We start from the raw sequence: 25,168 nt of genomic DNA on the forward strand, positions 1-25,168 counted from the left end.
GCTGCGATGCTGACAACCTTTTCACTGCAGGATGGGTTATGAACCGACATGCCAATACGTTAACGCTGGCTGCGCTGGTGCTGGCCGGGCTGAACATGCGCCCGCTGCTGACCTCGGTCAGTCCGCTGCTGCGCCACAGCCTGCATCTGTCAGGGCTGGCCGCCTCGCTGCTGCCGGCGGTGCCGATGGTGATGATGGGCGCGGTGGCGCTGTTCAGCGCCAGGCTGATGCAGCGCGTGGCCTTAAAGCCCTTGCTGCTGGCCGGGCTGACGCTGCTGTTGCTGGCGCTGGCGGCGCGCGGCGTAATCGACAGCGGCAGCGGGCTGGTGCTCAGCGCGCTTTTTGCCGGCATCGGCGTCGGCGTGGTGCAGATGGCGATGCCGGGACTGATTCGACAGCGTTTTAGCCGGCGCAGCGCGGCGGTTACCGGGCTGTGGGCGGGCGCACTGATGGGCGGCGGCGGACTGGGCGCGGCGCTGTCGCCGTGGCTCAGCGTGCAGCTTGGCGTACCGCTGGCGCTCAGCGGCTGGGCGCTGCCGGTGCTGCTGGCTATCCTGCTGTGGCTACGGGTGCGCGTGCCTGCCGCGCCGGATGCCGCGCAGGTAACGCTGCCGCTGCTGTGGCGTAAGCCGCGCGCCTGGTCGCTGGCGCTGAGCTTTGGCCTGGTCAACGGCGGCTATGCCACCTGCGTGGCCTGGCTGCCGGATGCGTATCACCGGCTGGGCTGGTCGGCGCAGGCCGGCGGCTCGCTGCTGGGCGTGATGATTCTGAGCCAGGTTGCCGGCGCGCTGCTGATGCCGCTGCTGGCGCGCGGTGCCGATCGCCGTCCGCAGCTGATTGTCAGTCTGCTGTGTCAGCTGGCCGGAATGAGCGGGTTTCTTTTTGCGCCACTGCTGGCGCCGTGGCTGTGGGCCGCCATCGCCGGCTTCGGTCTCGGTGCCGCGTTCCCGCTGGCGATGGTGCTGGCGCTCGATCATCTGCCGCAGCCGCAGGCAGGCGCGCGGCTGGTGGCCTTCATGCAGGGCGCAGGATTCATCATCGCCGGCTGCATGCCGTTTATTGCCGGTCAGCTGCAGGTGCTCACCCACAGCTTTGCCAGCGTATGGCTGATGCAGGGCATCGTGACGCTGGGGCTGATCGGACTCAATCTGCGTTTTCATCCGCGCAGCTATGCGAGCGCCTTTGGTGCGGCAACGCGCTGATTGGTCCTACCAATGTTATAAAAATGTAGCCACATGGTCACATAACACGAAAAATCACGCCTGCCGCGTTGCTTTGGGTTAACAATGCATTAACTATCTGGAGCCAGAAAGCCCGTCAGCCGCAATGTGGTCCTACCAATTGTGGTCCTGAACCGGGCAACAATCTGCGGCGCACGCCTGCTTTTGCCGATGCGCCGCATCCCTCTGGTGACCTCTGGAGAAACGGCATGCAGGTGTGGCAACAAAACTACGATCCGCTCAACAATTTGTGGCTATCCAGCCTGGTGGCGGTGATCCCGATTGTTTTTTTCTTCTTTGCGCTGATTAAGCTCAAGCTGAAGGGCTATCAGGCCGGTACGATCACCGTGGTGCTGGCGCTGCTGGTGGCGCTGTTGCTGTACGGCATGCCGGTGCCCCAGGCGCTGGCGTCGGTGGCGTATGGTTTTTTATACGGCCTGTGGCCGATTGCCTGGATCATCGTGGCGGCGGTATTTGTCTACAAGATCTCGGTGAAAACCGGCCAGTTCGATATCATTCGCGCCTCGATTCTCTCCATCACGCCAGACCAGCGTTTGCAGATGCTGATCGTCGGCTTTTCGTTTGGCGCGTTTTTAGAGGGCGCGGCAGGCTTTGGGGCACCGGTGGCGATCACCGCAGCGCTGCTGGTCGGGCTGGGCTTTAATCCGCTCTATGCCGCCGGCCTGTGCCTGATCGTCAACACCGCGCCGGTGGCATTCGGCGCGATGGGGATTCCGATCATCGTCGCCGGTCAGGTCACCGGGCTGGACAGCTTCCAGATTGGCCAGATGGCGGGACGCCAGCTGCCGTTTCTCACCCTCATCGTGCTGTTCTGGATCATGGCGATCATGGATGGCTGGCGCGGCATCAAAGAGACCTGGCCGGCGGTGATGGTGGCCGGCGGCTCGTTTGCCATCGCCCAGTACCTCAGCTCTAACTTCCTTGGCCCGGAGCTGCCGGACATCATTTCGTCGCTGGCTTCGCTGATCTGCCTGACGCTGTTTCTGCGCCGCTGGCAGCCGGTGCGCATCTTCCGCTTTAAAGAGCCCGCGCCGGAGGCTGCGCCCTCAGGGACGCAACGCTACACGCTGGCGCAGATTGTGCGTGCCTGGATGCCGTTCCTGTTCCTTACCGCGACCGTTACGCTGTGGAGTATTCCGCCGTTTAAAGCGCTGTTCGCCAAAGGCGGCGCGCTGTATGACTGGGTGTTTAGCGTGCCGGTGCCGCTGCTGCACGAGCTGGTGGCACGCATGCCGCCGGTAGTGAGCGCAGCAACGCCGTATGCGGCGCTGTTCAAATTTGACGTGGTCTCCGCCACCGGCACTGCGATTCTGCTGGCGGCGGTGATCTCGGTGATTTTCCTGCGCATGAAGCCGGCGGCGGCGCTGCGCACCTTTGGCGAAACCCTGAAGGAGCTGGCGCTGCCGATCTACTCCATCGGCATGGTGCTGGCGTTTGCGTTCATCTCTAACTACTCAGGGCTGTCGGCCACGCTGGCCCTGGCGCTGGCGCACACCGGCCAGGCCTTCACCTTCTTCTCGCCGTTCCTCGGCTGGCTGGGCGTCTTTCTGACCGGCTCCGATACCTCTTCCAACGCGCTGTTCGCCGCGCTGCAGGCGACTACCGCACAGCAGATTGGGGTGTCGGATGTGCTGCTGGTGGCTGCCAATACCACCGGTGGCGTCACCGGTAAAATGATTTCGCCGCAGTCGATCGCCATCGCCTGCGCCGCTGTGGGGCTGGTGGGGCGCGAGTCCGATCTGTTCCGGTTTACCGTTAAACACAGCCTGATTTTTACCTGTATGGTCGGCGTGATCACCACGCTGCAGGCGTATGTCTTTACCTGGATGATTCCATGACTGAACCCACACCGCGGCTGGCGGATACGCTGCGCGCGCGTCTTAGCGCCTGGATTGAAGAGCATCAGCTGAAACCCGGCATGCGTTTACCTTCGGAGCGTGCGCTGGCCGCCCGCTTCGGCGTGTCGCGCTCGTCGGTGCGTGAGGCCATCCAGCAACTGATCAGCAGTGGCGTGCTGATCAGTAAACGCGGCGGCGGCACCTGGCTGTGCGAGCCGCAGGAGCCGTGGTCAGAACAGCGCATCGTTGAGCCGATTCGCCAGCTACTGGCCGCCGATCCTGACTACCGCTGGGATATTCTTGAGGCGCGCCACGCGATTGAGGCCAGCACCGCCTGGCACGCCGCGCAGCGTGCCACCGAGGCGGATAAAGAGCGGCTGCGCTATGCCTTTGACGCGCTGATACAAATGAACGACTGCGACGATCCCGAACTGGCCGCGCAGGCGGATCTGCGCTTCCACCTCGCCATTGCCGAAGCCTCGCATAATCTGGTGCTGCTGCAGACCATGCGCGGATTTTTCGATCTGCTGCAATCCTCCGTGCTGCACAGCCGCCAGCGTATGTACACCCAGCCGGTGATTTTCAACCAGCTCAACGCCCAGCATCAGGCGATGTTCGATGCGGTGATGGCGGGCGACGCCGACGCGGCGCGCCAGGCGGCGATGGATCACCTCGGCTTTGTCCACACCACCATGAAAACGCTGCATGAAGACGAAGCGCGCCAGGCCCGCATCACGCGGTTACCGGGCGCCACGCAGGTTACCCGTAAGGAAGACAACTGATGATTATTTCTGCTGCCAGTGACTATCGCGCCGCGGCGCAACGTATCCTGCCGCCATTCCTGTTTCACTATCTGGACGGCGGAGCCTACGCAGAACATACCCTGAAGCGCAACGTGGCCGATCTCTCTGATGTGGCGCTGCGTCAGCGTGTGCTGAAAAACATGGCTGAGCTGAGTCTGGAAACACGGCTGTTCAATGAAACGCTGTCGATGCCGGTGGCGCTGGCGCCGGTCGGCCTGTGCGGCATGTACGCGCGACGCGGTGAAGTGCAGGCGGCACGTGCGGCAGCCAATCGCGGCATTCCGTTTACCCTGTCGACGGTGTCGCTGTGCCCGATAGAAGAGGTGGCACCGGCGATTAACCGTCCGATGTGGTTTCAGCTGTATGTGCTGCGCGATCGCGGCTTTATGCGCAACGCGCTGGAGCGGGCCAAAGCGGCAGGCTGCTCGACGCTGGTGTTCACCGTCGATATGCCGACGCCGGGCGCGCGCTACCGCGATGCGCACTCCGGCATGAGCGGCCCGCATGCCGCGCTGCGCCGTTACTGGCAGGCGGTCACCCATCCGCAGTGGGCGTGGGACGTCGGGCTGCACGGGCGTCCGCACGATCTCGGCAATATCTCCACGTACCTCGGTAACCCTACCGGGCTGGAAGATTATATCGGCTGGCTGGCGAAAAATTTCGACCCGTCTATCTCGTGGCAGGATCTGGAGTGGATTCGCGAATTCTGGGAAGGGCCGATGGTGATAAAAGGTATTCTCGACCCGGAAGATGCGCGCGATGCGGTGCGGTTTGGCGCCGATGGTATCGTGGTCTCCAACCACGGCGGACGTCAGCTGGATGGCGTGCTGTCGTCGGCGCGCGCGCTGCCGGCCATCGCCGACGCGGTAAAGGGCGACATCACCATTCTGGCCGACAGCGGCATTCGTAACGGGCTGGATGTGGTGCGCATGATCGCGCTGGGGGCTGACAGCGTGCTGCTGGGACGCGCGTTTATCTATGCGCTGGCGACGCACGGCCAGCGCGGCGTGGAGAATCTGCTGAGTCTGGTTGAGAAAGAGATGAGGGTGGCGATGACGCTGACCGGCGCGAAAACCATTGCGGACATTACCCAGGATTCGCTGGTGCAGGCGAATGCGCTGCTGAGCGAAGCCGGACTCAGCCCGGCGCGCCCGCACGCGGTGCGCTAAGCCAGGCAAAGCGCCGGCTCTTGTCTATACTGAATAGCTGTCTGACTAACAGGAGGAATGACATGACCATTCATAAGAAAGGATCGGCCCATTGGGAAGGCGACATCAAAGGCAAAGGTACGGTTAGCACTGAAAGCGGCGTGCTCAGCAACCAGCCATACGGTTTTAACACCCGTTTTGAAGGCGAGAAGGGCACCAATCCGGAAGAGCTGATTGGCGCGGCACACGCCGCCTGCTTCTCCATGGCGCTGTCGCTGATGCTGGGCCAGGCCGGTCATCCACCGAAAAGCATCGACACCACCGCCGATGTTTCACTGGACAAAAAGGGCGACGGCTTCGCCATCACCAAAATTGCCCTCAACAGCACCATTGCGCTGCCGGGCATCGATGATGCCAAATTTGATGAAATCATTCAGAAAGCCAAAGCCGGCTGCCCGGTGTCTCAGGTGCTGAATGCCGAAATCACCCTCGACTATACGCTGAATAATTAATCGCCCTCACGGGTGACCAGCGGTAGACTATGCGATGCGCCTGCGGGCGCATCGTTGCTTTCTGCTGTCTGGAGGAAACGTGGCAAAAAAACTGGCTGCGACAAAACACTGGAAGATGATTGTGGTGTTGCTGTGCATCTGCGGCGCGCTGATGCTGATTCGCTGGGCGGCGATGATATGGGGCTAAAGGATTGGGTATGCCGCCACAAGCTCGGGGTGCTGGTGATGATTATTCTGGTGCTGGAACTGGTGCACTACCTGCTGACAGCCTCGTGGCTGCCGTGGCAGTTCTGACGCCTCAGGCATATTCGCCGTCATGCTCATGCTGGCGCAGATTGCGCACGCTGCTGCGCGCAATGCGGTAGGCCTTGCGCGGATCGCCCGCGACAAATTCAAAGGTGGGCGAATAGTAAAACGGCAGCCAGCCGCCGAAGCCGCTCTCCCACTCCCAGCGCACCGGACAGGGCCAGAGAATGCCGTCATACAAAATGTAATAAACCCAGCGTCCGTTGGGACGACGGGGGCGAGTTTTTTTCATGGGATTCACAACTGTAATAGTGTAAAGCAGCTTATATTTTGAACGCTGCGGGCCCAGGTTGCAATGCCGTCTGGCTGTTTTTTATGCAATTGATGACGCACTGGCACCGAATTAACGGTGCACTTCCCCACAAAGCAGCACCACGTTCGGCCGGACTTTATGGATGCGATCGGCCATCTGTTCGCAGGCCACTTTCGTGGGGTAAATCCGCTCCGACACCGGCAGGGCATCACAGGCATCGTGGCCGCAGGCGCTCACTAACAAGACAAAACCAATCAACATAACCGACTCCTTCTGCACCATTCCCGTGGTACGGAATGCGTGGCTGTGTGTTCCTTTTTTTGATCCAGTATAGCTAAACGCCTCAGGCGTCAATGAACAGCCTGAGCGGCTTTTTTGTCCGAACAGAATGATGATAACCAGCGCCGCGCCCATTAGCAGCACAATCTGGGCTAAACTGTGCGGCACTGACAACAATAAGGAGTGATATCTGATGTCTCATGAAATTGCCCATCCGGCCAGCAGCCCAAAACAGGCCGCCCTGCAACTGGTCATCGAACTGGTACGCGCCGGTAAACTGAGCCCGCTGCACGGCGATGCCTCCAATATGATCTCCATCTACGAACAGTTCAAGGCACACTTCGAAGCCGACAAGCAAAAAGATTCCGCCATCTCCTGACGTTCTGCCCCCGGTGGCGCGCTGTGTCTGGCCGCGCCACTGTTCCCCGACTTTCACATAATCTCTTCCGTTTATTATTGCATCCCGATTAAATTTGCAGCGCGCTTTTTGATATTTCTCACAGATCCGTAACGCAAATCTGAAACCGGTTGCAGAAAATCTTTAGCGCGGGTATTCGTTAATTAAACCCCACACTGAGGATTGAATGATGCCAAAGATTCTACTCTGCTGCGCCGCCGGAATGTCCACCAGCATGGTGGTGCAGAAAATGGAGAAGGCCGCCAAAGAGAAGGGCGTCGAGGTTGAGATAAAAGCCGTTGGCATTGAAGAGTTTAACGATCAGATCGCGAACTTTGACTGTTGCCTGCTCGGGCCGCAGATTAAATACAAACTGGCGGACTTCCAGCCGCTGGCGCAGCAGCTAAATAAGCCTATCACTGTGATTAATAGCATGGATTACGGCATGATGAATGGCGCGAAAATATTAGATGATTCGCTAAAGCTGATTCACGCCTGACGATTGTTCCGAAAATAAAATAATTGTTTACGCCTGTGCGCCAATGCACAGGCTTATTCTGTTGTTGCCTGATGCAAGGAGCTCGCCGATGAGCAGCATAAGCGAATCGTTATTTGGTGTGATTGAAAACCGCATCAGCCCGCTGGCCGGACGCCTCTCCAGCCAGCGCCATGTGATTGCCATCCGCGATGGATTTATTGCCTCGATGCCGTTTCTGATTGTGGGCTCGTTTATGCTGCTGTTTGCCCATCCGCCGTTCTCAGCTGACAGCTCATGGGCGTTTGCCCAGTGGTGGCTCGGTATGGTGCGCGCGCATGAAGCGCAAATCATGATGCCGTATAACATGACCATGGGCATCATGGCGCTGTATATCGCCAGCGCCATCGCCTATAACCTGGCGAACAGCTACAAGATGAACGGCTTTATGGCGGCCAGCCTGGCGCTGATGGCGTTTCTGGTGGTGGCCGCGCCACAGAGCAACGGCACGCTGCCGGTTGGTTCACTCGGCGGCGAGGGCATTTTCACCGCGATTCTGGTGGCGCTGTTCGCCACTGAGCTGATGCACTTCCTGCAAAAGCACAACATCGGCTTTAAGCTGCCGGAGCAGGTGCCGCCCAAAATTCGTCAGTCGTTCGATCTGCTGATCCCGATCATCGCCATCTTCATCACGCTGTTTCCGCTCAGCCTGTGGGTGCAGGCGCAGTTTGGCCTGCTGCTGCCGCAGGCGATCATGGCGCTGTTCGCACCGATTATCTCCGCCTCGGATTCGTTACCGGCGGTGCTGGTGGCGGTGCTGCTGTGCCACATGCTGTGGTTCGCCGGCATTCACGGTGCGGTGATTGTCGGCGGCATTCTGCAGGCGTTCTGGCTGACTAACCTTGGCCTCAACCAGCAGGCGCTCAACGCCGGTGAGCCGATCACGCACGTGTTTATCGAGCCGTTCTGGCAGTTTTTCATCGTTATTGGCGGCTCCGGTTCCACCATGGGGCTGGTGCTGCTCTACCTGCGCAGCCGCTCGGCGCATCTGCGCTCGATTGGCAAGCTGAGCATTGTGCCCAGCATGTTCAACATCAACGAGCCGGTCATCTTCGGTTCGCCGGTGGTGATGAATCCGATTCTGTTCATTCCGTTTATCTGCGCGCCGTTAGTCAACGCCACGCTCGCCTGGACAGCCACCAAAACCCACCTGATTAACCACGTGGTGTCGCTGGCCCCCTGGACCACGCCGGCACCGATCGGGGCGGCCTGGTCGACCGGCTGGGACTGGCGCGTCATCGTGCTGATTGCCGTGCTGGTAACCATCGCCACGCTGATTTACTACCCGTTTTTCAAAATTTATGAGCGGCAACTGCTGCAGCAGGAGCTAGAGCAGGCCGCTGCAGCGCAACCGGTTAAGGAGGCATGATGGAAATTGATGAGAGCACGGTCATGGAACTGATTATTCAGGCGGGAGAAGCGCGCTCCTGCTCGATGGAGGCGCTGCGCGCTGCGCGGCGCAAAGAGTGGCCACGCGCCGATGCGTTGCTGAGCGAAGCCAGCGAGGCGGCCAGAGCCGCGCACCGTATCCAGACCGAATTGATCGGTGCCGACGAAGGCTGCGGCAAAATTCCGGTCAATCTGATCATGGTGCATGCGCAGGATCACCTGATGAACGCCATGCTGTGCCGTGAACTGGCGGAAGAGATCATCCAGCTGCGGCGCGAGCTGGCTGCAGACTAACAAGGAGGCAGTATGCAACATCCTAACCCCGGTGCGTTTCCGCACGGCTTTCTGTGGGGCGCTTCAACCTCGGCGTATCAGGTCGAGGGCGCCTGGAACGAAGACGGCAAAGGGCCGTCGGTGATCGATAAAGGCCATTTTCCTGAGGGGATGACGGATTTCACCGTCACCAGCGATCACTATCATCGCTTCCGGGAAGATATCGCGCTGCTGGCGGAGCTGGGCCTGAAAACCTATCGATTCTCCATCGCCTGGAGCCGCATCTATCCGCAGGGTGACGGCGAGCTGAATCCGGCGGGCATTCAGTTTTATCAGCAACTGATTGATGAAATTTGCCGCCAAGGCATTGAGCCGCTGGTCACGCTCTATCACTTCGACCTGCCGTGGGCGCTGCAGCAGGATGGCGGCTGGTCAAACCGGCGTACCGTGGCCGCCTTTGAGCGCTTCGCCATCACCTGTTTCGAGCACTATGGCGACCGGGTGAAATACTGGCTGACCATCAATGAACAGAACATGATGATCCTCAAAGGTGAGGTGATTGGCACGCTGCCGGCCGGCACGGTGGATGCGCAGAAGACGCTGTATCAGCAGAACCACCATATGATGCTGGCGCAGGCCAAAGCGATGATTGCCTGTCACCAGCGCTTGCCGCAGGCCAAAATTGGCCCGGCACCGAACATCTCCTGTATCTATGCCGCCAGCGCCAGACCGGAAGATGTGCTGGCCGCCGATAACTTTTCAGCGATCCGCAACTGGCTCTACCTCGACCTGGCGGTGCACGGCCATTACAACAACGTGGTATGGGCGTTTCTGCAGCAGCGCGGCTGGCTGCCGCATATTGAGGCGGAGGATATGGCGACCATCGCCGCCGGTCAGCCGGACTTTATCGCCTTCAACTATTATGCATCGGCCACCGTCAGTGCTGACATGCCTGAGGTCGCGCGCGGTGAGCTGAACAGCAAGCAGCAGGCCGACCAGCAGATGGCCGGCATCGACAAATCGGTGTACGTCGGCTGCAACAATCCGCATCTGCAGCAGAATCAGTTTGGCTGGTATATCGATCCGGTCGGTTTCCGCATTACCGCGCGCGAGATCTACGCGCGCTATCGCCTGCCGCTGATTGTGACAGAAAACGGTCTCGGTGCGTTCGACACGCTGGAGGCGGGCAACAAAGTGTATGACGACTATCGCATCGCCTATCTGCGCGAGCATATCGCTCAGCTGCGGCTGGCAATTGCCGATGGCGTCGAGCTGTTTGGCTACTGTCCGTGGTCGGCCATCGATCTGGTCAGCACCCATCAGGGCATCAGCAAACGCTACGGCTTTATCTACGTTAACCGCGATGAACACGATCTGCGCGATCTGGCGCGCTATCGCAAGAAGAGCTTTTTCTGGTATCAGCAGTTGATCCGCAATAACGGCGCACAGCCTGATGCGGAGGTGGAATACTAACGCGCGGCGCGGCGGCATCCCGGCTGGGTCGCCGCCGCGCCAGCAGCGTGATTAGCGGTGTTGTCCCGCCATCAGCACATATTTTACCTGCACATACTCTTCAATACCATAATGGCCGCCCTCGCGGCCGTAGCCGGAGTGCTTGATACCGCCAAACGGCACTGATGCCGTACCGACTGAGCCGGAGTTGAGGATCACCATGCCGGCTTCCAGTTTTTTCGACAGGCGGAAAGCGCGGCCAACGTCACGCGTCCACGCATAGGCCACCAGACCGTATTCGGTGTCGTTAGCGCAGCGAATCACCTGCTCTTCATCACTGAAACGGTACAGGGCAAATACCGGTCCGAAAATCTCGGTGTTGTGCACGGCAAACGAGGCGTCCAGATCGCACAGGATGGTGGGTTCATAGAACAGCCCGCCCTTCGCGTGTGGCTTGCCGCCGAGGCGCAGCGTCGCCCCCTGTGCTACCGCATCATCCACCAGCGCGGTGACTTTATCGAGCGCCATGCGGTTAATCAGCGGGCCAACCACAAATTCCTGCTGCATACCCTGATCGACACGGATCTCACTGACTGTTTTCACCAGTTGCTGCACAAAGGCATCGTAAATCGCGTCATGCACAAAGATGCGGTTAGGCGAAATACACACCTGCCCGGAGTTACGCAGTTTGGCGCTGACCAGCCCGGCCACGCTCTCTTCCAGCGGGCTGTCGGCGAACACGATAAACGGCGCGTTGCCGCCCAGCTCCATGGTCATCTTTTTCAGCGTGGCCCCGCACTGCTGCGCCAGCAGTTTGCCGACGCGGGTTGATCCGGTGAAGGAGATTTTGTGGATGCGCGTATCGCTGGTAAAAGCTTCACCGATGGCTTGCGGATCGCCGGTCACCATCTCAAACACGCCAGCGGGAATACCAGCCTGACGTGCATACTCCAGCAGTTTATACGCGGTAAGCGGCGTCTCTTCTGCCGGTTTGATGATCATGGTGCAGCCCGCGGCCAGCGCGGTAGCGATTTTGCGGGTGATCATCATAAACGGGAAGTTCCACGGCGTGATGGCCGCGGTCGGGCCGACCGGTTCTTTTACCACCAGCACGGAGGCGTTAGCATCGTGCGACGGCAGGGTATCACCGTTGACGCGTTTGGCCTCTTCCGCATACCACTCAATAAAGCCGAGACCGTACTCGATTTCGCCCAGCGCTTCGCTCAGGCATTTGCCGTTCTCCCTGACCATCAGTTCAGCAAACAGGTGCTTATCGGCGCGTACCAGATCGTACCAGCCACGCAGCAGGTCGCTGCGCTGTTTCGCGCTTTTTGCCGCCCATGCCGGAAACGCGGCACAGGTGCGATCGATAGCGGCCGCGACCTCGTCGTGGCGCATGAACGGTGCTTCGCCGACGAGGCTGCCGTCGGCAGGATTGGTGACTTTAATCATTCCAGTGTGCTCCAGTGTCAGAATCAATGTGACAACCTGGCAGTCAGCGTTATCGGGCTGGCTGCCGCTGTACAGAAATGATGCGCGTCTGGCCTTTTCGCCACAATCGATTAAAATTGCTCCATCATTGAGAAAAACTGAACGGTTATCTGATGCGTGATTTGCCACCCCTGAATGCCTTGCTGGCGTTTGAATATGTCGCCCGTAGCGGCAGCGTGCGGGCAGCGGCTGATGGCCTGTCGGTGACGCCAGGCGCGGTGAGTCGTCAGATTCGTCTGCTGGAAGAGTACTTTGGCACGGCGCTGTTTCAGCGTCAGGGGCGCGGGCTGGTACTGACGCTGCCCGGCAATGCCTATTTTCTGCAAATCAGCCAGCAACTCGACGGTATTCGCCAGGCGAGCGCCACGCTGCAGCGCAATGCCGGCCGCACGGTCATCCGGCTGCACTCCTTCACCACCTTCGCCACCCGCTGGCTGATTCCGCGGCTGGCACAGTTTCAGCTGGCGCATCCGGCGATTGACGTGCGCCTGACGACCGCGTCGGAATGGGACGATACGGTGGATTGCGACGCGGCGATTCGGCTTGGTGATGGTACGTGGCCGCAGCAGCACGCCACGCCGCTGGTGAAAAACGTGCTGGTGCCGGTGTGCCGTCCGACAGCTGACCGGCGCGCCAGCATGCATCTGGCCGGGCTGGCGCAACATACCCTGCTGCTGGTGCGCGGACGTCCTGATGACTGGCAGCGCTGGTGCGAAGCATTTGGCGTGGAAATGGACGCGCTGCCGCACCGGCGGCAGATGGAAAGTTCGGCGCTGGCCTATCAGGCCGCCATTGAAGGGCAGGGAATTGCGCTGGCGCAGCGCGTGCTGGTGGAAGCGGAGCTGAAGGCAGGCACGCTAATCGCCATGGAGGATTACCAGCTGGACTGTGGCCGGCACACCTATTACCTGGTGCGCCCGCAGGAGAGCGTTAAGGCTGCTACGCTACAGCAACTGGAGCAGTGGCTGGTCACGCAGGATACCGGCGAGGCGTTATGAGCGGCGAAACGGTCCATCGGCCACGGAAGCGCGCTCAATCAGCCGTCCGCTGAACGGCGGCAAAGGCGCAATCGCTTCGCCCTCCAGCATCGCCACCAGCTGCGCCAGCGTGTGCTGAATCATCTCCGCCACCGGCACGTGAACCGTCGTGAGCGGCGGCAGGAAAAATTCGGCCATGCGAATATCATCAAAGCCCATCAGCGATACATCCTGCGGCAGCCGTTTGCCCGCCGCATTCAGCGCCAGCGCGGCACCAATCGCCATATCGTCATTGCTGGCCATCAGCGCGCTGAACGGTACGCCGGCACTCAGCAACTGGCGTGCCGCTGCCTGACCACTCTCCGGCGTCCACGCGCCCGGCAGTACGCGCGCCGCTTCATACGGCAGCTGATGATCGGCCAGCGCCTGCTGATAGCCAGCCAGACGCGCGTCGGCGGTGGGCGATCCCGCCAGTCCGGTGATAAACGCGATGTCATGGTGACCGCGCGCAATCAGGTAATTCATCGCATCACGGGTATTTTGCTGGTGCGAAGCCCAGACGCAGTTCGCCGCGTGCTGCGTCAGACGGCGGTTAACCACCATGATCGGGATATCGTGTTGGTCGATGATCGCTTCCAGCGCGGCGGTGTCGAGAAAACGCGGGTAGATAATGATGGCGTCGCAGCGCAGATCGAGCAGAAACTCGATTGCCGCGCGCTCATCGTCAGCGCTGGTTTTGCCATCGGCGAGGATCAGCTGGCGGCCATAGTTGTTGGTCAGCGTGGCCGTCTGGTACAGCAGCTCGCTGAAATAGGGGCCGTTAAACAGCGAATGGGTGACGATCAGGCCGATATTCTGCGATTTTTGCGTCGCCAGACTGCGCGCCAGCAGATTCGGGCGGTAGCCTGTTTCCTCTATCGCCTGAAACACTTTCTGCTGCGTGGATTTGCTCACATAGCGGTTGCCCGCCAGCACGCGCGACACGGTGGCTTTAGAAACGCCCGCTTTGCGGGCCACATCCAGCATAGTAATCATCAGCGCTTCGACCATCATTCCTGCAGGCTAAAAAGCGATAGTACCTGAAAATGCAGGGAAATTAATGGCATCGTTAGCAAACAGTGAGGGGGATCAGGCGTAGAACCAGGCGGGCAGGATGGCGATCAGGTTATTCAGCGTATGCAGAAAAATCGGCAGCGCCAGGCTGTTGCTGCGCAGACGCGCGTAGCACAGCAGCAGCGAGAACAGCGTCAGCGCAACGATGGTTTCCCAGTGCACGTACTGCGTGTGTAACGCGGCGAACAGCAGCGAAGTAAGCAACATGCAGGCAAAACGGCTTTTGGGCGCCCACAGCAAAAACGCCTGCAGCAGGAAGCCGCGGAACAGCACCTCTTCAAACACCGGCGCCAGCAGCACGGCGGTGAGCAGCAGAATCAGCATTGAGCTGCGTCCCTGCTGGCTCTGTTCAATCAGCCAGCCTTCCGGCTGCAGGAACTGCGTCTGCGCCACCATCAGCACAAACAGCGCGCCGATAAACAGCAGTGCCTGGCCGGGACGCAGAAAGCCCAGAGGAATGTCGCTGCGGCGCTGGCAGTAGAAACGGTACAGCGGATAGATCACGGCAAATTCAAACAGGCACAGCACTGGCACCAGCAAGCCGTTATTGCGCAGCGTCCCGTAATTGGGAAACAGCGTAATCAACATGGTCACGAGGTAATAAACCACAAAGCTACCCACGTAAAACAGGGTCAACGTAACTTTGTCGGATTGGGTGTCCATAGGCGACTCAGCGGGCAGAGGAAGACGCATAGTAGCAACGGCGATCGGTGCTGTCGAGGTGCGTTTGCGGAGATTTTCGCCGGTTCAGATACGCCACAATCGCGGTGCTAACTGACCGCCTCATCACAGGCGATACGCGGCATGATGGCTTGCGCTTTCATCGCTGGCGAGCAGACGGAGAGGGAACCGAATGACCTGTCTGGCGCGGAGGATGCCGCTGGCACCGTTTGGTGCACAACGGCAGAGAGAAAATTAACGAGGCTTAACGCACCCGGACGGCCACGAAGGTCATCACGATGGCGAAGCCGATAAAAATAGCCAGTTCCATCATTACCTCCTCAGAAAAGTCTTAGATAATTGTAGCGTCTGGCCGGGTGATTTTTAGACACAGCGTGCGATTAATCCGAAAATGTGAGCAGAAAATCGCGCCTTTTGTCACGCAATGCGACCAGTCTGCTGGAAAAATTTTCGCATCGGCGGCACGCTTTGTTACTCTCAGGAACCCGCTTGTTCATTATCAAGGAGGAGAAAATTGTGAACCATTATGGAAAAGCGCTGCTGCTGACGGCGATGCTCGCCTTAACGGCCTGTCAGTCAGCCAGTAAAACTGACAGCAGTCACGCCGTCAGCCACGATCCGGAAACCGACCAGTGCGGTGCCTCGCAGTATCAGAATTACCTCGGTCAGCCGCTGAGCGCGCTTGATACCCAGCGCTTTGCCGTACCGGTGCGTGCGATTCCGTGGAACGGTGCCGCCACCATGGACTTCAATCTGCGCCGCCTGAATTTCCTCGGCGATCAGAACGGGAAAATTTCCCGGGTTTACTGCGGGTAACACCAAACGGACACGGCATTGTCATCGGGCTGTCACGGCGGCGGGCGAGGATAACTGCGCATTACGGAGATTTCCTCGTCACTCTCGAATATGCAATGCTCGTCTTGTTTCTTCCCGCTACGGCGGGAATTTTTTTCGCTACAACCTGCCTGCTGCGCCATATTGCTCCCGCCATAGCGCGCGTTTAATCGCGGCTCTGCGACGCCAGGCGTACAGGCAGCAATAACAGACTGACCTTACAGGAGTGACGATGAAATACCTGACCCGAACGCTGTGTTTGACGCTGCTGCTCAGCCCGCTGGCGCAGGCCTCAAGCGAGGCGGCATGGCAGCAACACGATAAAAACCTGCAGCAGGCGTGTGTGCAGGCCAGCGGTCTGAAAGCGGTGAAAGTGGTGGGCAAGCCGATCATGTACGACGACAGCGTTGGCTACGATGCGCTGTTGCTCGAAGGCCGCTATCCGCAAAAGCACATGAAAAATCAGCTGGGGCGGGAACTGTGCCTGTATCAGCGTCAGAGCGGTAAAGCAGTGGTCAGCGAAGCCGACCAGCTGCGGGTGGTGAAATAATCTCCGGGGCTGCTATTTTTGCGGCCCTGCTTCTAACAGCTGCGCCAGCAGGTTGCGGTAACTCTGCAGGCGCTGTTCATCGCCTTCCACTTCCAGCCGGGTAATCACGCGGGCAATCACCGCTTTATTGGTGGCGGGCTGGCCATCATCCATCAGCTCGCGCATGATGGCGGCCAGCAAATCGCTCTCGTGCGGCGCGTGCCAGGCGGGGCTGTTGAAATAGTCGGTAATCGCCCGACTGGCGCTGTCATGGTGCGTTCTCATAGCCGACCTCCGCAGAGACAACGAAGCCTGCCACCCACGACGGGCAGCAACTGAAAACCTGAATTAAGCATGCGGACTGTCCAGGACGGGCAGCGCCTCGCCAGTGATGACTGGTGATTTTTTAAACATAGATGCGGTGTGGAATATTGTCAGTAACGAATCGTCATATTTTTTCACGTTTGCCGTCTTTCGCGATGCGCTTATCGGGCCTTATGCCAGGTAACCGCACATAAAGACACTACAAAAGTGAGGCATCGCCCTATTTGCTGTGAGCAGAATCACGCCCGGCAGCGAAAAACTGCGTTTTCATCCGCATGCCATGTTTTGCCGTCCGGTAATGTTACGAGGTTGTTAGACTGAACCCTCGTTTCATTTTTTCTGACATCTGCGCTCATGCTACGCTCCATCGAATCCTGGAAGATCAATCTGATATCCGTCTGGTTTGGCTGCTTTTTTACCGGCCTGGCCATTAGTCAGATCATTCCTTTCCTGCCGCTTTACGTGGAAGAGCTGGGTATCCGTGGCGGCAACGCGCTCAGTATCTGGTCAGGCCTGACCTTCAGTGTCACCTTTATTGTTTCTGCCGCCGTGGCGCCGCTGTGGGGCAGCCTTGCCGATCGCAAAGGACGCAAGCTGATGCTGCTGCGCGCTTCGTTTGGCATGGGGGCGGTGATTCTGCTGCAGGCGTTTGTCACTCAGGCGTGGCAGCTGTTGCTGCTCCGCGCGCTGATGGGACTGACGTCCGGTTATATTCCCAACGCCATGGCGCTGGTGGCCGCGCAGGTGCCGCGTGAGCGCAGCGGCTGGGCGCTGAGCTGCGTGTCGACCGGACAAATTGGCGGCGTGATCCTCGGGCCGATGATTGGCGGTCTGCTGGCCGACTGGCTGGGCCTGCGCATGGTGTTTATCGTTACCGCGGTACTGCTGATGGTCAGCTTTCTGGTGACGCTGTTTCTGATTAAGGAGACCGGCTACACGCCGGTGAGCAAGCAGGACAAACTGAGCGGACGCGAAGTAATGCGCAGCCTCGATAATCCACGTCTGATGTTCTGCCTGTTCGTCACCACCATGGTGATTCAGATGTGTAACGGCTCGGTGAATCCTATCCTGACGCTGTTCGTGCGTGAGCTGGCGCCGGATGCGCAGAATATCGCGTTTCTCAGTGGTGTGATTGCCGCGCTGCCCGGCGTGTCGGCACTCATCGCCGCACCGCGTCTCGGCAAACTCGGCGATCGCATCGGTACCCAGCGTATTTTGCTGGCGACCATGATCGCCTCGCTGCTGCTGCTGATTGCCATGTCGTTTGTCACCAGCGCCACGCAGCTGGGCGTCCTGCGCTTTCTGCTCGGCTTTGCCGATGGCGCGATGATGCCGGCGGTGCAAACTCTGCTGGTGCGTCATTCACGCGATAACGTCACCGGCCGTATTTTTGGTTATAACCAGTCGTTCATGTACCTCGGTAACGTCGCCGGACCGCTGCTGGGCGCAGCGGTCTCAGCCGCCACCGGTTACCGCTGGGTATTCTTCGCTACCGCGGTCGTCGTTCTGCTCAACGTGCTGTTGCTGCGGCGCTTCTATCGCCGGCCAAAAACCGAGCTGAAACCCCTTAGCCCGGCGGCCGCTACTAAGCCGGCTGACGCAGCGTCAGCGCATAGTGCCAGCGCCGCTGAGAAAGCAAAAACTCCGGGCTGACGCTCGGGCTCCACGAATCGTCGCCGCCGACGCCCATATGGAAGCCGTCGAGATGCAGCCAGCAGCCGGGTTCGTCCTGCAGCAAATGGCGGTGCGAGGTGGCGCGCAGCTGCTCAAGGCTGTGGCGGCTGAGCGAGAAGGCAAAGTCGCCGCTGATCTGCCAGCTGCCGCTATCCAGCTGGCGCGTGCCGCAGCGCAAGCCATTCTCACCCGGAAAGACATAGCCGGTGCTGAGCGCCGCCAGCGGCAGCTGCCAGCGTGAAAACTGCGCCGCCAGCTGGCGATCCGGATAGTTTTCATGAGGCCCCAGACCCAGCCAGCTCACCTGGTGCGGGACCTGAGCCAGCTGGCAGCGCAGGCCGATGCGCGCGGGCGGCGGCAGACCGGCGGCCTGTTGTACATCGACGCTGATAGTCAGTTCGCCATCGCCGCTAATGCCATAACGCTTATGGCTGGTAAACAGGTGCTGACCCTCACCCAGCACGCGATGCCAGGTTTCGATCTGCACGCCGTGCTGCAGGCTGTCGACCTGCATCGCCAGCAACTCTGTTTGCAGCCGATCATAGCCCGCGCGTTTCCAGCGCTCGACCCAGGCGTTAGGGTCGATATTGGCAGCTTCGCTGGTGCCGATATCATTATCGATCGGTGCGCGAATAAAGCACTCCTCCAGCGGTGTCAGCATGGTTTCACGATCGTTCACCCACCACTGCAGCAGCGCGCCGCTGCGGCGACAGAAGTGCCAGCGCTGCGTGGGCAGCACCACCGCCACCAGATTGTGATTGGTTTCCAGCTGGGGCGCGCAGGCGCTGAGCGGCGGCAACGTAACCGGCAGCGCGGCCGGCAGCGCCCACTGATCCCAGGCCACGCGATGATCCGCCTCAGACCAGGGCGTGGCGGCGATCTGATGCACCGCGAGGTTGAGCCACGCTTCACCCTGCAGCGCTTCAGGCGCGGGCACGGTAAAGGTGTGGCTGCCTTCGGCATCGAGATCCAGCACCCATTCACCGCGCGCGAGGGTTACACCGTCCTGCTCAATCCACCAGCGCAGCCGTTCGTTGTCGCTGCGGCGGAATAAATATTCGCTGGTGACGGTCACGCGATACGCATCGCCGGGATCGCGCGTAAACCGGAAAAACTGCTGGGCGCGCTGTGCTTCAAACAGCGCCGGATGCGGCGTGCGATCGGCAAACACCAGCCCGTTCATGCAGAACTGGCGATCGTTGGGCGCGTCACCGAAATCGCCGCCGTACGCCTGCCACGGCTGGCCGTGTTCGTCATAACGCGTCAGGCTTTGATCGACCCAGTCCCAGACGAAGCCACCCTGCAGCCGCGGAAACTGGCGAAATGCCTGCCAGTATTTGGCAAAGCCACCAAAGCTGTTTCCCATCGCATGGGCGTATTCACACAGAATCAGCGGACGCGCTTCATCCGGCAGGCTGATCCATTTTTTCAGTGACCACTTCGGCACCGCCGGGAAGGGCTGATCCTGATCGACGCGCGCATACATCGGGCACAGAATATCGGTGGCTGCCGTGTTGGCACCGCCGCCCTCATATTGTACCGGGCGCGTGCTATCGCTGCTTTTCACCCAGCGGTACAGCGCATCGTGCGTGCTGCCGTGGCCGGACTCATTGCCCAGCGACCAGATGATGATGCAGGCATGATTACGATCGCGCTGCACCATGCGCGTTACGCGTTCGCTATAGGCGGCAAACCAGCGCGGGTCGTCGGAGAGGCGGTTCATCGGCTGCATGCCGTGCGTTTCGATATTGGCTTCGTCAACCACGTACAGGCCGTACTCATCGCACAGCCGATACCACAGCGGATGGTTAGGATAGTGAGCGCAGCGCACCGCGTTAAAGTTGTGGCGCTTCATCAGTTCAATGTCCTGACGCATGCTGGCTTCATCCACCACCTGACCGCGCTCGGGATGGTGCTCATGACGATTAACGCCGCGTATCAGCAGCGGCTTGCCGTTGAGGCACAGCTGGCCGTGCTCAATGCTGACGCGTCGGAAACCCACATCATAAGCTTCGGCTTCAATCACCTCGCCGGCATCATCAAGCAGCGTGACGACCGCGCGGTAGAGATGAGGCGTTTCGGCGCTCCACAACAGCGGTTGCAGTACCGGCAACACCATCAGGGTGCGTTCCGGATAGTGGCCACGTTCATCAATGATGGCGCTGCCCGGCGGCTGTTCGTGCTGCGCAATACAGTCGCCGTTGCGCCATAGCGTGACGCGCACCCGACACTGACTGAGCGGGCGCGCGCTGGCATGGATTTTGACACTCACCCGTAAATCGCCGCGCAGATATTCCGGGCTGAGCGCGGTTTCGATCTGCACATCGCTCAGGCGGGTGTCCGGTTTGTGCAGCAAGGTCACGTCGCGGAAAATGCCGCTCATGCGCCACATATCCTGATCTTCCAGATAGCTGCCGTCGCTCCAGCGCAGCACCATGACCGCCAGACGGTTGTTTCCCGGCTGCAGCGCGTGGCTGAGATCAAATTCGGCGGGTAAGCGGCTATCCTGCGAATAGCCCATCCACTGTCCGTTGCACCACAAATAAAAGGCCGAGCTGACACCATCAAAGATGATGCGCGTCTGCCCCTGGCTTAACCAGCCGTCATCAACTTTAAATGTGAGCGAGTAACATCCGGTGGGGTTCTCGCGTGGAACCAAAGGGGGATTGACCGGAATGGGATACTGCACGTTGGTATAAATGGGCGCGTCGTAGCCGTGCAACTGCCAGTTGGCAGGCACCGGCAGCGTTGCGGCGTCCGGTAAGTCCTGTAGCAGCCAGCTGTGCGGCACCGCTTCCGGCGCGGTAAAATAACTGAAGGCCCACTGACCATTCAGCCGCTGCTGCGCAGGTGAGGAATGGCCATCGCGCGCGCTGACTTCATCGCGCCAGCTGGCAAACGGTGGATGCGCGTCCAGGCGATGCAGGCTGGTGATAACCGGGTTTTCCCAGTCACGGCGCGCCAGCACTTCACTCAGAGAAACAGCCGCTAAGGTCATAGTGAGATCTCATTAATTGTATTGCGCTCACATTGCGTGAAATGGCGTTAGCTGTAAAGACGCAGCGCGCAATTTTGTTACTGCGCGCACAGCGAGCAGCACTGACGTTTGCGGCACAGCGTTCGCTGTAACTTAAGCTGGTGTATTGCGCGGTCTGTGAGGCTTTTTTAGCGGTTTCTTGCCACTAAAACGTTAAGCGTGGTGAGCAGGCATGAATAGCGCCGGGTTGCGGAGCATTCTGTATTGCCGTGTTAACTGCCGCTTCATACACTCAGCGCAATTTCAGCAACCTGAGGTCAATATGATCCGTATCGTTAAGCTCGCTGCCGTTGTGGCGCTGGTGTCCGCGTTAAGCGGTTGTCTTTTTCCGCCGCCGGGCGGCGGAGGAGGAGGTTGGGGTGGTCCTGGCGGTGGCGGTCCCGGCCATGGGTATCAGGGTCCGCGTTAATTTAGCGCCAGTGCATAATTAATGCAGCGATGCGAAACGTTTTATCTGCGGCGTATTTTGTCAGTGAAACGTTTCGCCGTTATATATTGAATTTCAGCCACTTTTTTTACGCTTCGGCTAACCATTATTTTTCCTCTGGCCGGCAAAAATTCTTGTTGTTTTAATCCTGCCAATGCTAATTTTTGTTTTCCCATTCTGACTGAGTCCATCGCATGAAAAACCTGATTGCGGAACTCCTGCTCAAGCTGGCAGAAAAAGAAGAAGAGTCTAAAGAATTAGTGGTCCAGGTTGAGGCGCTGGAAATCGTGCTCACCGCCATGCTGCGCAGACTGGATGCCGCCCAGGTTAGCGACATCGCGGCGGGTATTGATCGCGCGATGCCGCCCGCCGCTTCCGTGCAGGAAAATCCGGACGCGCTGATGCTGCGCAATTACGTCGAAAAGTTGCTCAACCACCCGCGCGAATAATCCCGCCGTACGCGCATAGATTTTTTTCCGCTTTGCTTATTCCGTGCCATGCTTAACAGGCAATAATCACACGGAGAAACCGGCAATGAAATCGTGTCTTGTGGCAATAATGGCAGCAGGCCTGCTGCTGGCTGGCGGTGCGGGCGCGGCGGAGAAAACCGCGCAGCAGGAAAAAATGACGCTGTGTAATCAGCATGCAGGCGCGCAAAATCTGAAAGGCGATGCGCGTAAAAGCTTTATGAGCGAATGCCTGAAGAAAGACAGCAAAATGGGCAATATGACGCCGCAGCAGATGAAAATGAAAAGCTGTAATAGCGAAGCAGGAGAGAAAAAACTCAGCGGCGATGCGCGTAAAACCTTTATGAGCAGCTGTCTGAAGAAGAGTGCTTAAACCTCTGGCGGCCTGCGGGCCGCTTTTTTGTGTCCGCACTCGCAGGGTTAATACGCGGGGTATTTTTTTCTGTCATAAACGGCACGCGTTGCCAAAACTTTACAAAATCATTACATAAAATTCCATTTCTCCCCATCCAGTCTCTCTGACGCTTAACCGTGGCCAGAGCGGCTTTACGTGCAACATAAGGAACCTGTTGTATGGTCGCTGCGATCATTATTGGTGTATTTATCGTTAGTGTGCTTTACGCCCACTCACGCGGCGTGGAAAAGCAAAAGTTTTCCCGTCAGTTATTTGATCACTCCACTTTTATGGCGCCGATCAATATGTTTATGACCGGGCTGTCGCGACTGCCGGCTAAACAGCCCTATTTTCCGGTTGAGGATTTTCCTGAGCTGCGTCAGCTGACCGATAACTGGCAGGTGATTCGCGATGAAGCCATTCGCCTGCAGGATCACATTAAAGCGGCGCAGACGCATAACGATGCCGGATTTAATACCTTCTTCAAGCGTGGCTGGAAGCGCTTGTATTTAAAATGGTATAGCGATGCGCATCCGTCAGCGCGCGAACTCTGTCCGGTAACCACCGAACTGGTGAGCAACATTCCCGGCGTTAAAGCGGCCATGTTTGCTGAACTGCCGCCGGGCAGCCATCTGGGCAAACACCGCGATCCTTATGCCGGTTCGGTGCGCTATCACCTCGGGCTGCAAACGCCCAACGACGATCGCTGCTTTATTGAAGTGGATCGTCAGCGCCACAGCTGGCGCGATGGTCAGGCGGTGATCTTCGACGAAACTTACGTGCACTGGGCGCAGAATGAAAGCGAGCAGACGCGTATCATCCTGTTTTGCGATATCGAGCGGCCAATGAAATGGCGCTGGGCGCAGGCGGTCAATCACTGGGTGGGCTCGACGTTAATGTCAGCAGCGGCGTCGCCCAACGACGAAAACGATCGTACCGGCTTCCTCAACCGCATCTTCAAATACGTTTATGCGCTGCGCGATGCCGGTCAGAACCTGAAGAAACGTAATCGCCGGTTGTATTACTGGGTCAAACATGGACTGATTGTGGCGATTTTCGCGCTGATCATCGTGCCCAGCGTCTTCTTCTGATCCTTTCGTGCCGCTTAAAACGGCGGTTTAACAGTCAGTTAACCGCCGTTTCGCTTTGTTTCTCCTGCTAAATCCTCACGCTTTGCCACACTTACTCTTTGTAAGGAATTGTCGTATCAGACGAATAACCCCGAAGGAGGCGAACCGTGAGCTATCAATCTGTCGTGGAACTCAAGGCGCTGGCGCAGCGTAAACCCACTAAAGTGACCGTCGGCGAAACGGATATGGTGCTGATTCGCGATGGCGACCGCGTGCAGGCGCTGCAGGCAAAATGTCCGCACGCGGGCGCACCGCTGGAGCAGGGCGCAGTGTGCGGCGACAAACTGGTGTGTCCGTGGCATAAGGCGGTGTTTGAGCTGCGCGATGGCAAAATGTGCGAGCCGCTGGCGCTGGCCAATCTCAAACGCTATCCGGTGCGCATTGAACAGGGGCAGGTGCTGATCAATCCGCAGGCGATGTCGCCGGCCAGTGCGCCGGTGGCCCAGGGTGAAGCGCCGGTGTGCGTGATTCTCGGCTCTGGCGCGGCGGGCAGTGCTGCGATCTGGACGCTGCGCGATGAAGGCTTTAGCGGCCGTATTGTGCGTATTGAGCGTGAAAGCGACGCCCCCTACGATCGCACCACGCTGAGTAAATTTGTCCCCTCCGGCAAGATGGCCATCGACGAGGTACCCAAGCTGCTGAAACAGGATGTGCTGGGCCCGGTGGTGTGGCTGCAGGGGGAGGTGGTGCAGCTGAAGGCGCAGGAGCAGACGCTGGTGCTGAAAGACGGGCAGCAGGTGAAGTTTGACCAGCTGCTGATCGCGACCGGCGGCGTGCCGCAGCCGCTAGATATCCCGGGCAAAGATCTGGATGGCGTGCATTTGCTGCGTTCACTGCGCCAGGCCGACACGCTGATTTCGCAGGTGGATGAGGCGCAGCAGCTGGTGATTATCGGCAACAGTTTTATCGGTATGGAAGTGGCCGGTGCGCTGCGAAACCGCGACATTGATGTCACAGTGGTGGCGCGTCATCCGCTGCCGTTTGCCAGCCAGTTCGGCGAAGAGATTGGCCGTCATTTTTATGAGCTGCACCGCAGCAACGGCGTGAAATTTGTCGAGGGTGAAACGGAAGCGCTGACCGGTGAAGGTGCAGTGAGTAGCGTGCGGCTCAAAGGTGGCAAAACCGTGCCAGCCAGCCAGGTGCTGTTTGCCACCGGCATTGTGCCGGCCACCCATTTTATTCACGACCTGCCCTTACAGAAGGATGGCAGCCTGCTGGCCGACAGTCAGCTGCGGGTCAGTGAAAACATCTGGGTCGCGGGAGATATTGCCAGCTATCTCACGCCGCGTGGCGTGCAGCGCATTGAGCACTATCGCGTGGCGCATCAGCAGGGGCGCATTGCCGCGCTGAATATGCTGGGCAAACGCATCATGTACGATCGCGTGCCGTTCTTCTGGACTGCGCATTACGGCACCCGCTATGAGTATCTGGGGCATGCAGAGGAGTGGGATGATTATCGCCTGCTGGGATCGCTGCAGGACAAACGCTTCATCGCTTTTTACTGCCAGCAGGGCATGATTGCGGCAGTGTGTTCAGCCGGCATGTACACGCTCACCGCCGCGCTGGTGCATGAGATGCAGCAGCCAATGACGCTGGAACAAGGCCTGGCGCTGTTTGAAGCGTATCAGGGTTAAGGTCAAAGCCAGTACCCAACAGTTCCCTCT

Annotated in this window: 27 protein-coding genes; 19 read left to right on the top strand and 8 right to left on the bottom strand. The window is 59.0% G+C overall.

Going from position 1 to position 25,168, the window contains the following annotated elements:
* The first annotated feature begins 38 nt into the window (after positions 1 to 38).
* From CBW22_RS05530 to yniD, 6 genes are all read left to right on the top strand, one after another.
* Positions 39 to 1,202, top strand: coding sequence for a cyanate transporter (locus CBW22_RS05530; protein ID WP_088516209.1), 1,164 nt, complete (start codon positions 39 to 41; stop codon positions 1,200 to 1,202).
* Between the two features lie 227 nt (positions 1,203 to 1,429).
* On the top strand, positions 1,430 to 3,079 hold the full coding sequence (gene lldP, locus CBW22_RS05535) for an L-lactate permease (protein WP_088516210.1): 1,650 nt from the start codon (positions 1,430 to 1,432) through the stop codon (positions 3,077 to 3,079).
* Positions 3,076 to 3,861, top strand: coding sequence for a transcriptional regulator LldR (gene lldR, locus CBW22_RS05540; protein WP_059011939.1), 786 nt, complete (start codon positions 3,076 to 3,078; stop codon positions 3,859 to 3,861). Before lldP ends, lldR begins: the two co-directional genes overlap by 4 nt.
* Positions 3,861 to 5,051 (top strand): FMN-dependent L-lactate dehydrogenase LldD, encoded by a 1,191-nt coding sequence (gene lldD / locus CBW22_RS05545; protein WP_088516211.1) that lies wholly within the window; start codon positions 3,861 to 3,863, stop codon positions 5,049 to 5,051. The genes lldR and lldD overlap by 1 nt, the downstream gene beginning before the upstream one ends.
* Before the next feature lie 62 nt (positions 5,052 to 5,113).
* Positions 5,114 to 5,542 carry an OsmC family protein gene (locus CBW22_RS05550; protein ID WP_021313986.1) on the top strand — a complete coding sequence of 143 codons (429 nt, stop codon included), beginning with the start codon at positions 5,114 to 5,116 and terminating at the stop codon, positions 5,540 to 5,542.
* Positions 5,543 to 5,621: 79 nt separating this feature from the next.
* On the top strand, positions 5,622 to 5,729 hold the full coding sequence (yniD, locus tag CBW22_RS26615) for a small membrane protein YniD (RefSeq protein WP_021507251.1): 108 nt from the start codon (positions 5,622 to 5,624) through the stop codon (positions 5,727 to 5,729).
* 111 nt (positions 5,730 to 5,840) lie between these two features.
* Here the strand turns inward: yniD and CBW22_RS05560 are convergent, their stop codons facing one another.
* Together CBW22_RS05560 and CBW22_RS25950 are read right to left on the bottom strand one after the other, a co-directional pair.
* Positions 5,841 to 6,080, bottom strand: coding sequence for a hypothetical protein (locus CBW22_RS05560; protein ID WP_021507249.1), 240 nt, complete (start codon positions 6,078 to 6,080; stop codon positions 5,841 to 5,843).
* Between the two features lie 111 nt (positions 6,081 to 6,191).
* Positions 6,192 to 6,515: a hypothetical protein gene (locus CBW22_RS25950; RefSeq protein WP_125310664.1), complete on the bottom strand. Its 324-nt coding sequence runs from the start codon at positions 6,513 to 6,515 to the stop codon at positions 6,192 to 6,194.
* Between the two features lie 58 nt (positions 6,516 to 6,573).
* On the opposite strand from CBW22_RS25950, the gene CBW22_RS05570 reads away from it, so the two are divergent.
* The 5 genes from CBW22_RS05570 to CBW22_RS05590 all read left to right on the top strand — a co-directional run bounded on the left by CBW22_RS05570 (position 6,574) and on the right by CBW22_RS05590 (position 10,447).
* On the top strand, positions 6,574 to 6,759 hold the full coding sequence (locus tag CBW22_RS05570) for a hypothetical protein (protein ID WP_021507248.1): 186 nt from the start codon (positions 6,574 to 6,576) through the stop codon (positions 6,757 to 6,759).
* A 208-nt stretch (positions 6,760 to 6,967) separates the two neighbouring features.
* Entirely contained in the window at positions 6,968 to 7,276 is a 309-nt protein-coding gene (locus tag CBW22_RS05575; RefSeq protein WP_031279665.1) for a PTS sugar transporter subunit IIB, read from the top strand.
* An 88-nt stretch (positions 7,277 to 7,364) separates the two neighbouring features.
* A complete protein-coding gene (locus CBW22_RS05580) occupies positions 7,365 to 8,681 on the top strand; it encodes a PTS sugar transporter subunit IIC (RefSeq protein WP_021507246.1) in 1,317 nt (438 codons plus the stop codon).
* Complete coding sequence (locus CBW22_RS05585; RefSeq protein WP_010618140.1) at positions 8,681 to 8,995, top strand: PTS lactose/cellobiose transporter subunit IIA; 315 nt, start codon at positions 8,681 to 8,683, stop codon at positions 8,993 to 8,995. The genes CBW22_RS05580 and CBW22_RS05585 overlap by 1 nt, the downstream gene beginning before the upstream one ends.
* Before the next feature lie 12 nt (positions 8,996 to 9,007).
* Positions 9,008 to 10,447: a glycoside hydrolase family 1 protein gene (locus CBW22_RS05590; protein WP_088516212.1), complete on the top strand. Its 1,440-nt coding sequence runs from the start codon at positions 9,008 to 9,010 to the stop codon at positions 10,445 to 10,447.
* A 51-nt stretch (positions 10,448 to 10,498) separates the two neighbouring features.
* On the opposite strand, the gene CBW22_RS05595 is transcribed toward CBW22_RS05590, so the two are convergent.
* The gene (locus CBW22_RS05595) at positions 10,499 to 11,878 is read right to left on the bottom strand and encodes an NAD-dependent succinate-semialdehyde dehydrogenase (protein WP_021507244.1); all 1,380 of its coding nucleotides are present in this window, start codon (positions 11,876 to 11,878) and stop codon (positions 10,499 to 10,501) included.
* Between the two features lie 152 nt (positions 11,879 to 12,030).
* Here CBW22_RS05595 and CBW22_RS05600 point away from each other — a divergent pair, with 152 nt between their 5' ends.
* Positions 12,031 to 12,915 carry a LysR substrate-binding domain-containing protein gene (locus tag CBW22_RS05600; protein WP_088516213.1) on the top strand — a complete coding sequence of 295 codons (885 nt, stop codon included), beginning with the start codon at positions 12,031 to 12,033 and terminating at the stop codon, positions 12,913 to 12,915.
* Here the strand turns inward: CBW22_RS05600 and CBW22_RS05605 are convergent.
* Positions 12,910 to 13,929, bottom strand: coding sequence for a LacI family DNA-binding transcriptional regulator (locus CBW22_RS05605; RefSeq protein ID WP_141097292.1), 1,020 nt, complete (start codon positions 13,927 to 13,929; stop codon positions 12,910 to 12,912). The two genes, CBW22_RS05600 and CBW22_RS05605, sit on opposite strands and share 6 nt — an antisense overlap.
* Positions 13,930 to 14,022: 93 nt before the next feature.
* Positions 14,023 to 14,670 (bottom strand): CPBP family intramembrane glutamic endopeptidase, encoded by a 648-nt coding sequence (locus CBW22_RS05610; protein ID WP_021507241.1) that lies wholly within the window; start codon positions 14,668 to 14,670, stop codon positions 14,023 to 14,025.
* Positions 14,671 to 15,204: 534 nt separating this feature from the next.
* Here CBW22_RS05610 and CBW22_RS05615 point away from each other — a divergent pair.
* Positions 15,205 to 15,504: an I78 family peptidase inhibitor gene (locus tag CBW22_RS05615; protein ID WP_058758053.1), complete on the top strand. Its 300-nt coding sequence runs from the start codon at positions 15,205 to 15,207 to the stop codon at positions 15,502 to 15,504.
* 250 nt (positions 15,505 to 15,754) lie between these two features.
* Positions 15,755 to 16,072 (top strand): hypothetical protein, encoded by a 318-nt coding sequence (locus CBW22_RS05620; RefSeq protein ID WP_021507239.1) that lies wholly within the window; start codon positions 15,755 to 15,757, stop codon positions 16,070 to 16,072.
* Positions 16,073 to 16,084: 12 nt separating this feature from the next.
* Here CBW22_RS05620 and CBW22_RS05625 read toward each other — a convergent pair whose 3' ends face one another.
* Entirely contained in the window at positions 16,085 to 16,336 is a 252-nt protein-coding gene (locus tag CBW22_RS05625) for a biofilm development regulator YmgB/AriR family protein (protein ID WP_021313231.1), read from the bottom strand.
* Positions 16,337 to 16,729: 393 nt separating this feature from the next.
* Here CBW22_RS05625 and CBW22_RS05630 point away from each other — a divergent pair, with 393 nt between their 5' ends.
* Complete coding sequence (locus CBW22_RS05630; RefSeq protein WP_088516215.1) at positions 16,730 to 18,028, top strand: multidrug efflux MFS transporter; 1,299 nt, start codon at positions 16,730 to 16,732, stop codon at positions 18,026 to 18,028.
* On the opposite strand, the gene CBW22_RS05635 is transcribed toward CBW22_RS05630, so the two are convergent.
* Positions 17,961 to 21,047: a beta-galactosidase gene (locus tag CBW22_RS05635; RefSeq protein WP_088516216.1), complete on the bottom strand. Its 3,087-nt coding sequence runs from the start codon at positions 21,045 to 21,047 to the stop codon at positions 17,961 to 17,963. The two genes, CBW22_RS05630 and CBW22_RS05635, sit on opposite strands and share 68 nt — an antisense overlap.
* Positions 21,048 to 21,536: 489 nt before the next feature.
* Entirely contained in the window at positions 21,537 to 21,689 is a 153-nt protein-coding gene (locus tag CBW22_RS26260) for a hypothetical protein (RefSeq protein WP_155519908.1), read from the bottom strand.
* Positions 21,690 to 21,707: 18 nt separating this feature from the next.
* Here CBW22_RS26260 and iraP point away from each other — a divergent pair, with 18 nt between their 5' ends.
* From iraP to CBW22_RS05655, 4 genes are all read left to right on the top strand, one after another.
* Positions 21,708 to 21,962, top strand: a complete 255-nt coding sequence (gene iraP, locus CBW22_RS05640; protein ID WP_021507236.1) for an anti-adapter protein IraP — start codon at positions 21,708 to 21,710, stop codon at positions 21,960 to 21,962.
* Positions 21,963 to 22,047: 85 nt separating this feature from the next.
* Positions 22,048 to 22,353 carry a PsiF family protein gene (locus CBW22_RS05645; RefSeq protein WP_058757988.1) on the top strand — a complete coding sequence of 102 codons (306 nt, stop codon included), beginning with the start codon at positions 22,048 to 22,050 and terminating at the stop codon, positions 22,351 to 22,353.
* Positions 22,354 to 22,553: 200 nt separating this feature from the next.
* On the top strand, positions 22,554 to 23,465 hold the full coding sequence (gene lpxO, locus CBW22_RS05650) for a lipid A hydroxylase LpxO (RefSeq protein ID WP_088516217.1): 912 nt from the start codon (positions 22,554 to 22,556) through the stop codon (positions 23,463 to 23,465).
* 146 nt (positions 23,466 to 23,611) lie between these two features.
* Entirely contained in the window at positions 23,612 to 25,138 is a 1,527-nt protein-coding gene (locus tag CBW22_RS05655; protein WP_088516218.1) for an FAD-dependent oxidoreductase, read from the top strand.
* Positions 25,139 to 25,168 lie beyond the last annotated feature (30 nt).

It is taken from the genome of Pantoea sp. VS1, assembly GCF_002207995.1.
GTDB lineage: Bacteria > Pseudomonadota > Gammaproteobacteria > Enterobacterales > Enterobacteriaceae > Pantoea > Pantoea dispersa.

Excerpts from the sequence above, each read along its gene's own strand:
- CBW22_RS26260 (WP_155519908.1), bottom strand. The coding sequence starts at position 21,689 with ATGGGAAAACAAAAATTAGCATTGGCAGGATTAAAACAACAAGAATTT.
- lldR (WP_059011939.1), top strand. The coding sequence starts at position 3,076 with ATGACTGAACCCACACCGCGGCTGGCGGATACGCTGCGCGCGCGTCTT.
- CBW22_RS05600 (WP_088516213.1), top strand. The coding sequence starts at position 12,031 with ATGCGTGATTTGCCACCCCTGAATGCCTTGCTGGCGTTTGAATATGTC.
- CBW22_RS05635 (WP_088516216.1), bottom strand. The coding sequence starts at position 21,047 with ATGACCTTAGCGGCTGTTTCTCTGAGTGAAGTGCTGGCGCGCCGTGAC.
- CBW22_RS05590 (WP_088516212.1), top strand. The coding sequence starts at position 9,008 with ATGCAACATCCTAACCCCGGTGCGTTTCCGCACGGCTTTCTGTGGGGC.
- CBW22_RS05530 (WP_088516209.1), top strand. The coding sequence starts at position 39 with ATGAACCGACATGCCAATACGTTAACGCTGGCTGCGCTGGTGCTGGCC.
- CBW22_RS05585 (WP_010618140.1), top strand. The coding sequence starts at position 8,681 with ATGGAAATTGATGAGAGCACGGTCATGGAACTGATTATTCAGGCGGGA.
- CBW22_RS05645 (WP_058757988.1), top strand. The coding sequence starts at position 22,048 with ATGAAATCGTGTCTTGTGGCAATAATGGCAGCAGGCCTGCTGCTGGCT.
- CBW22_RS05580 (WP_021507246.1), top strand. The coding sequence starts at position 7,365 with ATGAGCAGCATAAGCGAATCGTTATTTGGTGTGATTGAAAACCGCATC.
- CBW22_RS05575 (WP_031279665.1), top strand. The coding sequence starts at position 6,968 with ATGCCAAAGATTCTACTCTGCTGCGCCGCCGGAATGTCCACCAGCATG.
- lldD (WP_088516211.1), top strand. The coding sequence starts at position 3,861 with ATGATTATTTCTGCTGCCAGTGACTATCGCGCCGCGGCGCAACGTATC.
- CBW22_RS05570 (WP_021507248.1), top strand. The coding sequence starts at position 6,574 with ATGTCTCATGAAATTGCCCATCCGGCCAGCAGCCCAAAACAGGCCGCC.
- CBW22_RS05625 (WP_021313231.1), bottom strand. The coding sequence starts at position 16,336 with ATGAGAACGCACCATGACAGCGCCAGTCGGGCGATTACCGACTATTTC.
- CBW22_RS05620 (WP_021507239.1), top strand. The coding sequence starts at position 15,755 with ATGAAATACCTGACCCGAACGCTGTGTTTGACGCTGCTGCTCAGCCCG.
- lpxO (WP_088516217.1), top strand. The coding sequence starts at position 22,554 with ATGGTCGCTGCGATCATTATTGGTGTATTTATCGTTAGTGTGCTTTAC.
- lldP (WP_088516210.1), top strand. The coding sequence starts at position 1,430 with ATGCAGGTGTGGCAACAAAACTACGATCCGCTCAACAATTTGTGGCTA.
- CBW22_RS05595 (WP_021507244.1), bottom strand. The coding sequence starts at position 11,878 with ATGATTAAAGTCACCAATCCTGCCGACGGCAGCCTCGTCGGCGAAGCA.
- iraP (WP_021507236.1), top strand. The coding sequence starts at position 21,708 with ATGAAAAACCTGATTGCGGAACTCCTGCTCAAGCTGGCAGAAAAAGAA.
- CBW22_RS05630 (WP_088516215.1), top strand. The coding sequence starts at position 16,730 with ATGCTACGCTCCATCGAATCCTGGAAGATCAATCTGATATCCGTCTGG.
- CBW22_RS05550 (WP_021313986.1), top strand. The coding sequence starts at position 5,114 with ATGACCATTCATAAGAAAGGATCGGCCCATTGGGAAGGCGACATCAAA.
- CBW22_RS25950 (WP_125310664.1), bottom strand. The coding sequence starts at position 6,515 with ATGGGCGCGGCGCTGGTTATCATCATTCTGTTCGGACAAAAAAGCCGC.
- CBW22_RS05610 (WP_021507241.1), bottom strand. The coding sequence starts at position 14,670 with ATGGACACCCAATCCGACAAAGTTACGTTGACCCTGTTTTACGTGGGT.
- CBW22_RS05560 (WP_021507249.1), bottom strand. The coding sequence starts at position 6,080 with ATGAAAAAAACTCGCCCCCGTCGTCCCAACGGACGCTGGGTTTATTAC.
- CBW22_RS05605 (WP_141097292.1), bottom strand. The coding sequence starts at position 13,929 with ATGATTACTATGCTGGATGTGGCCCGCAAAGCGGGCGTTTCTAAAGCC.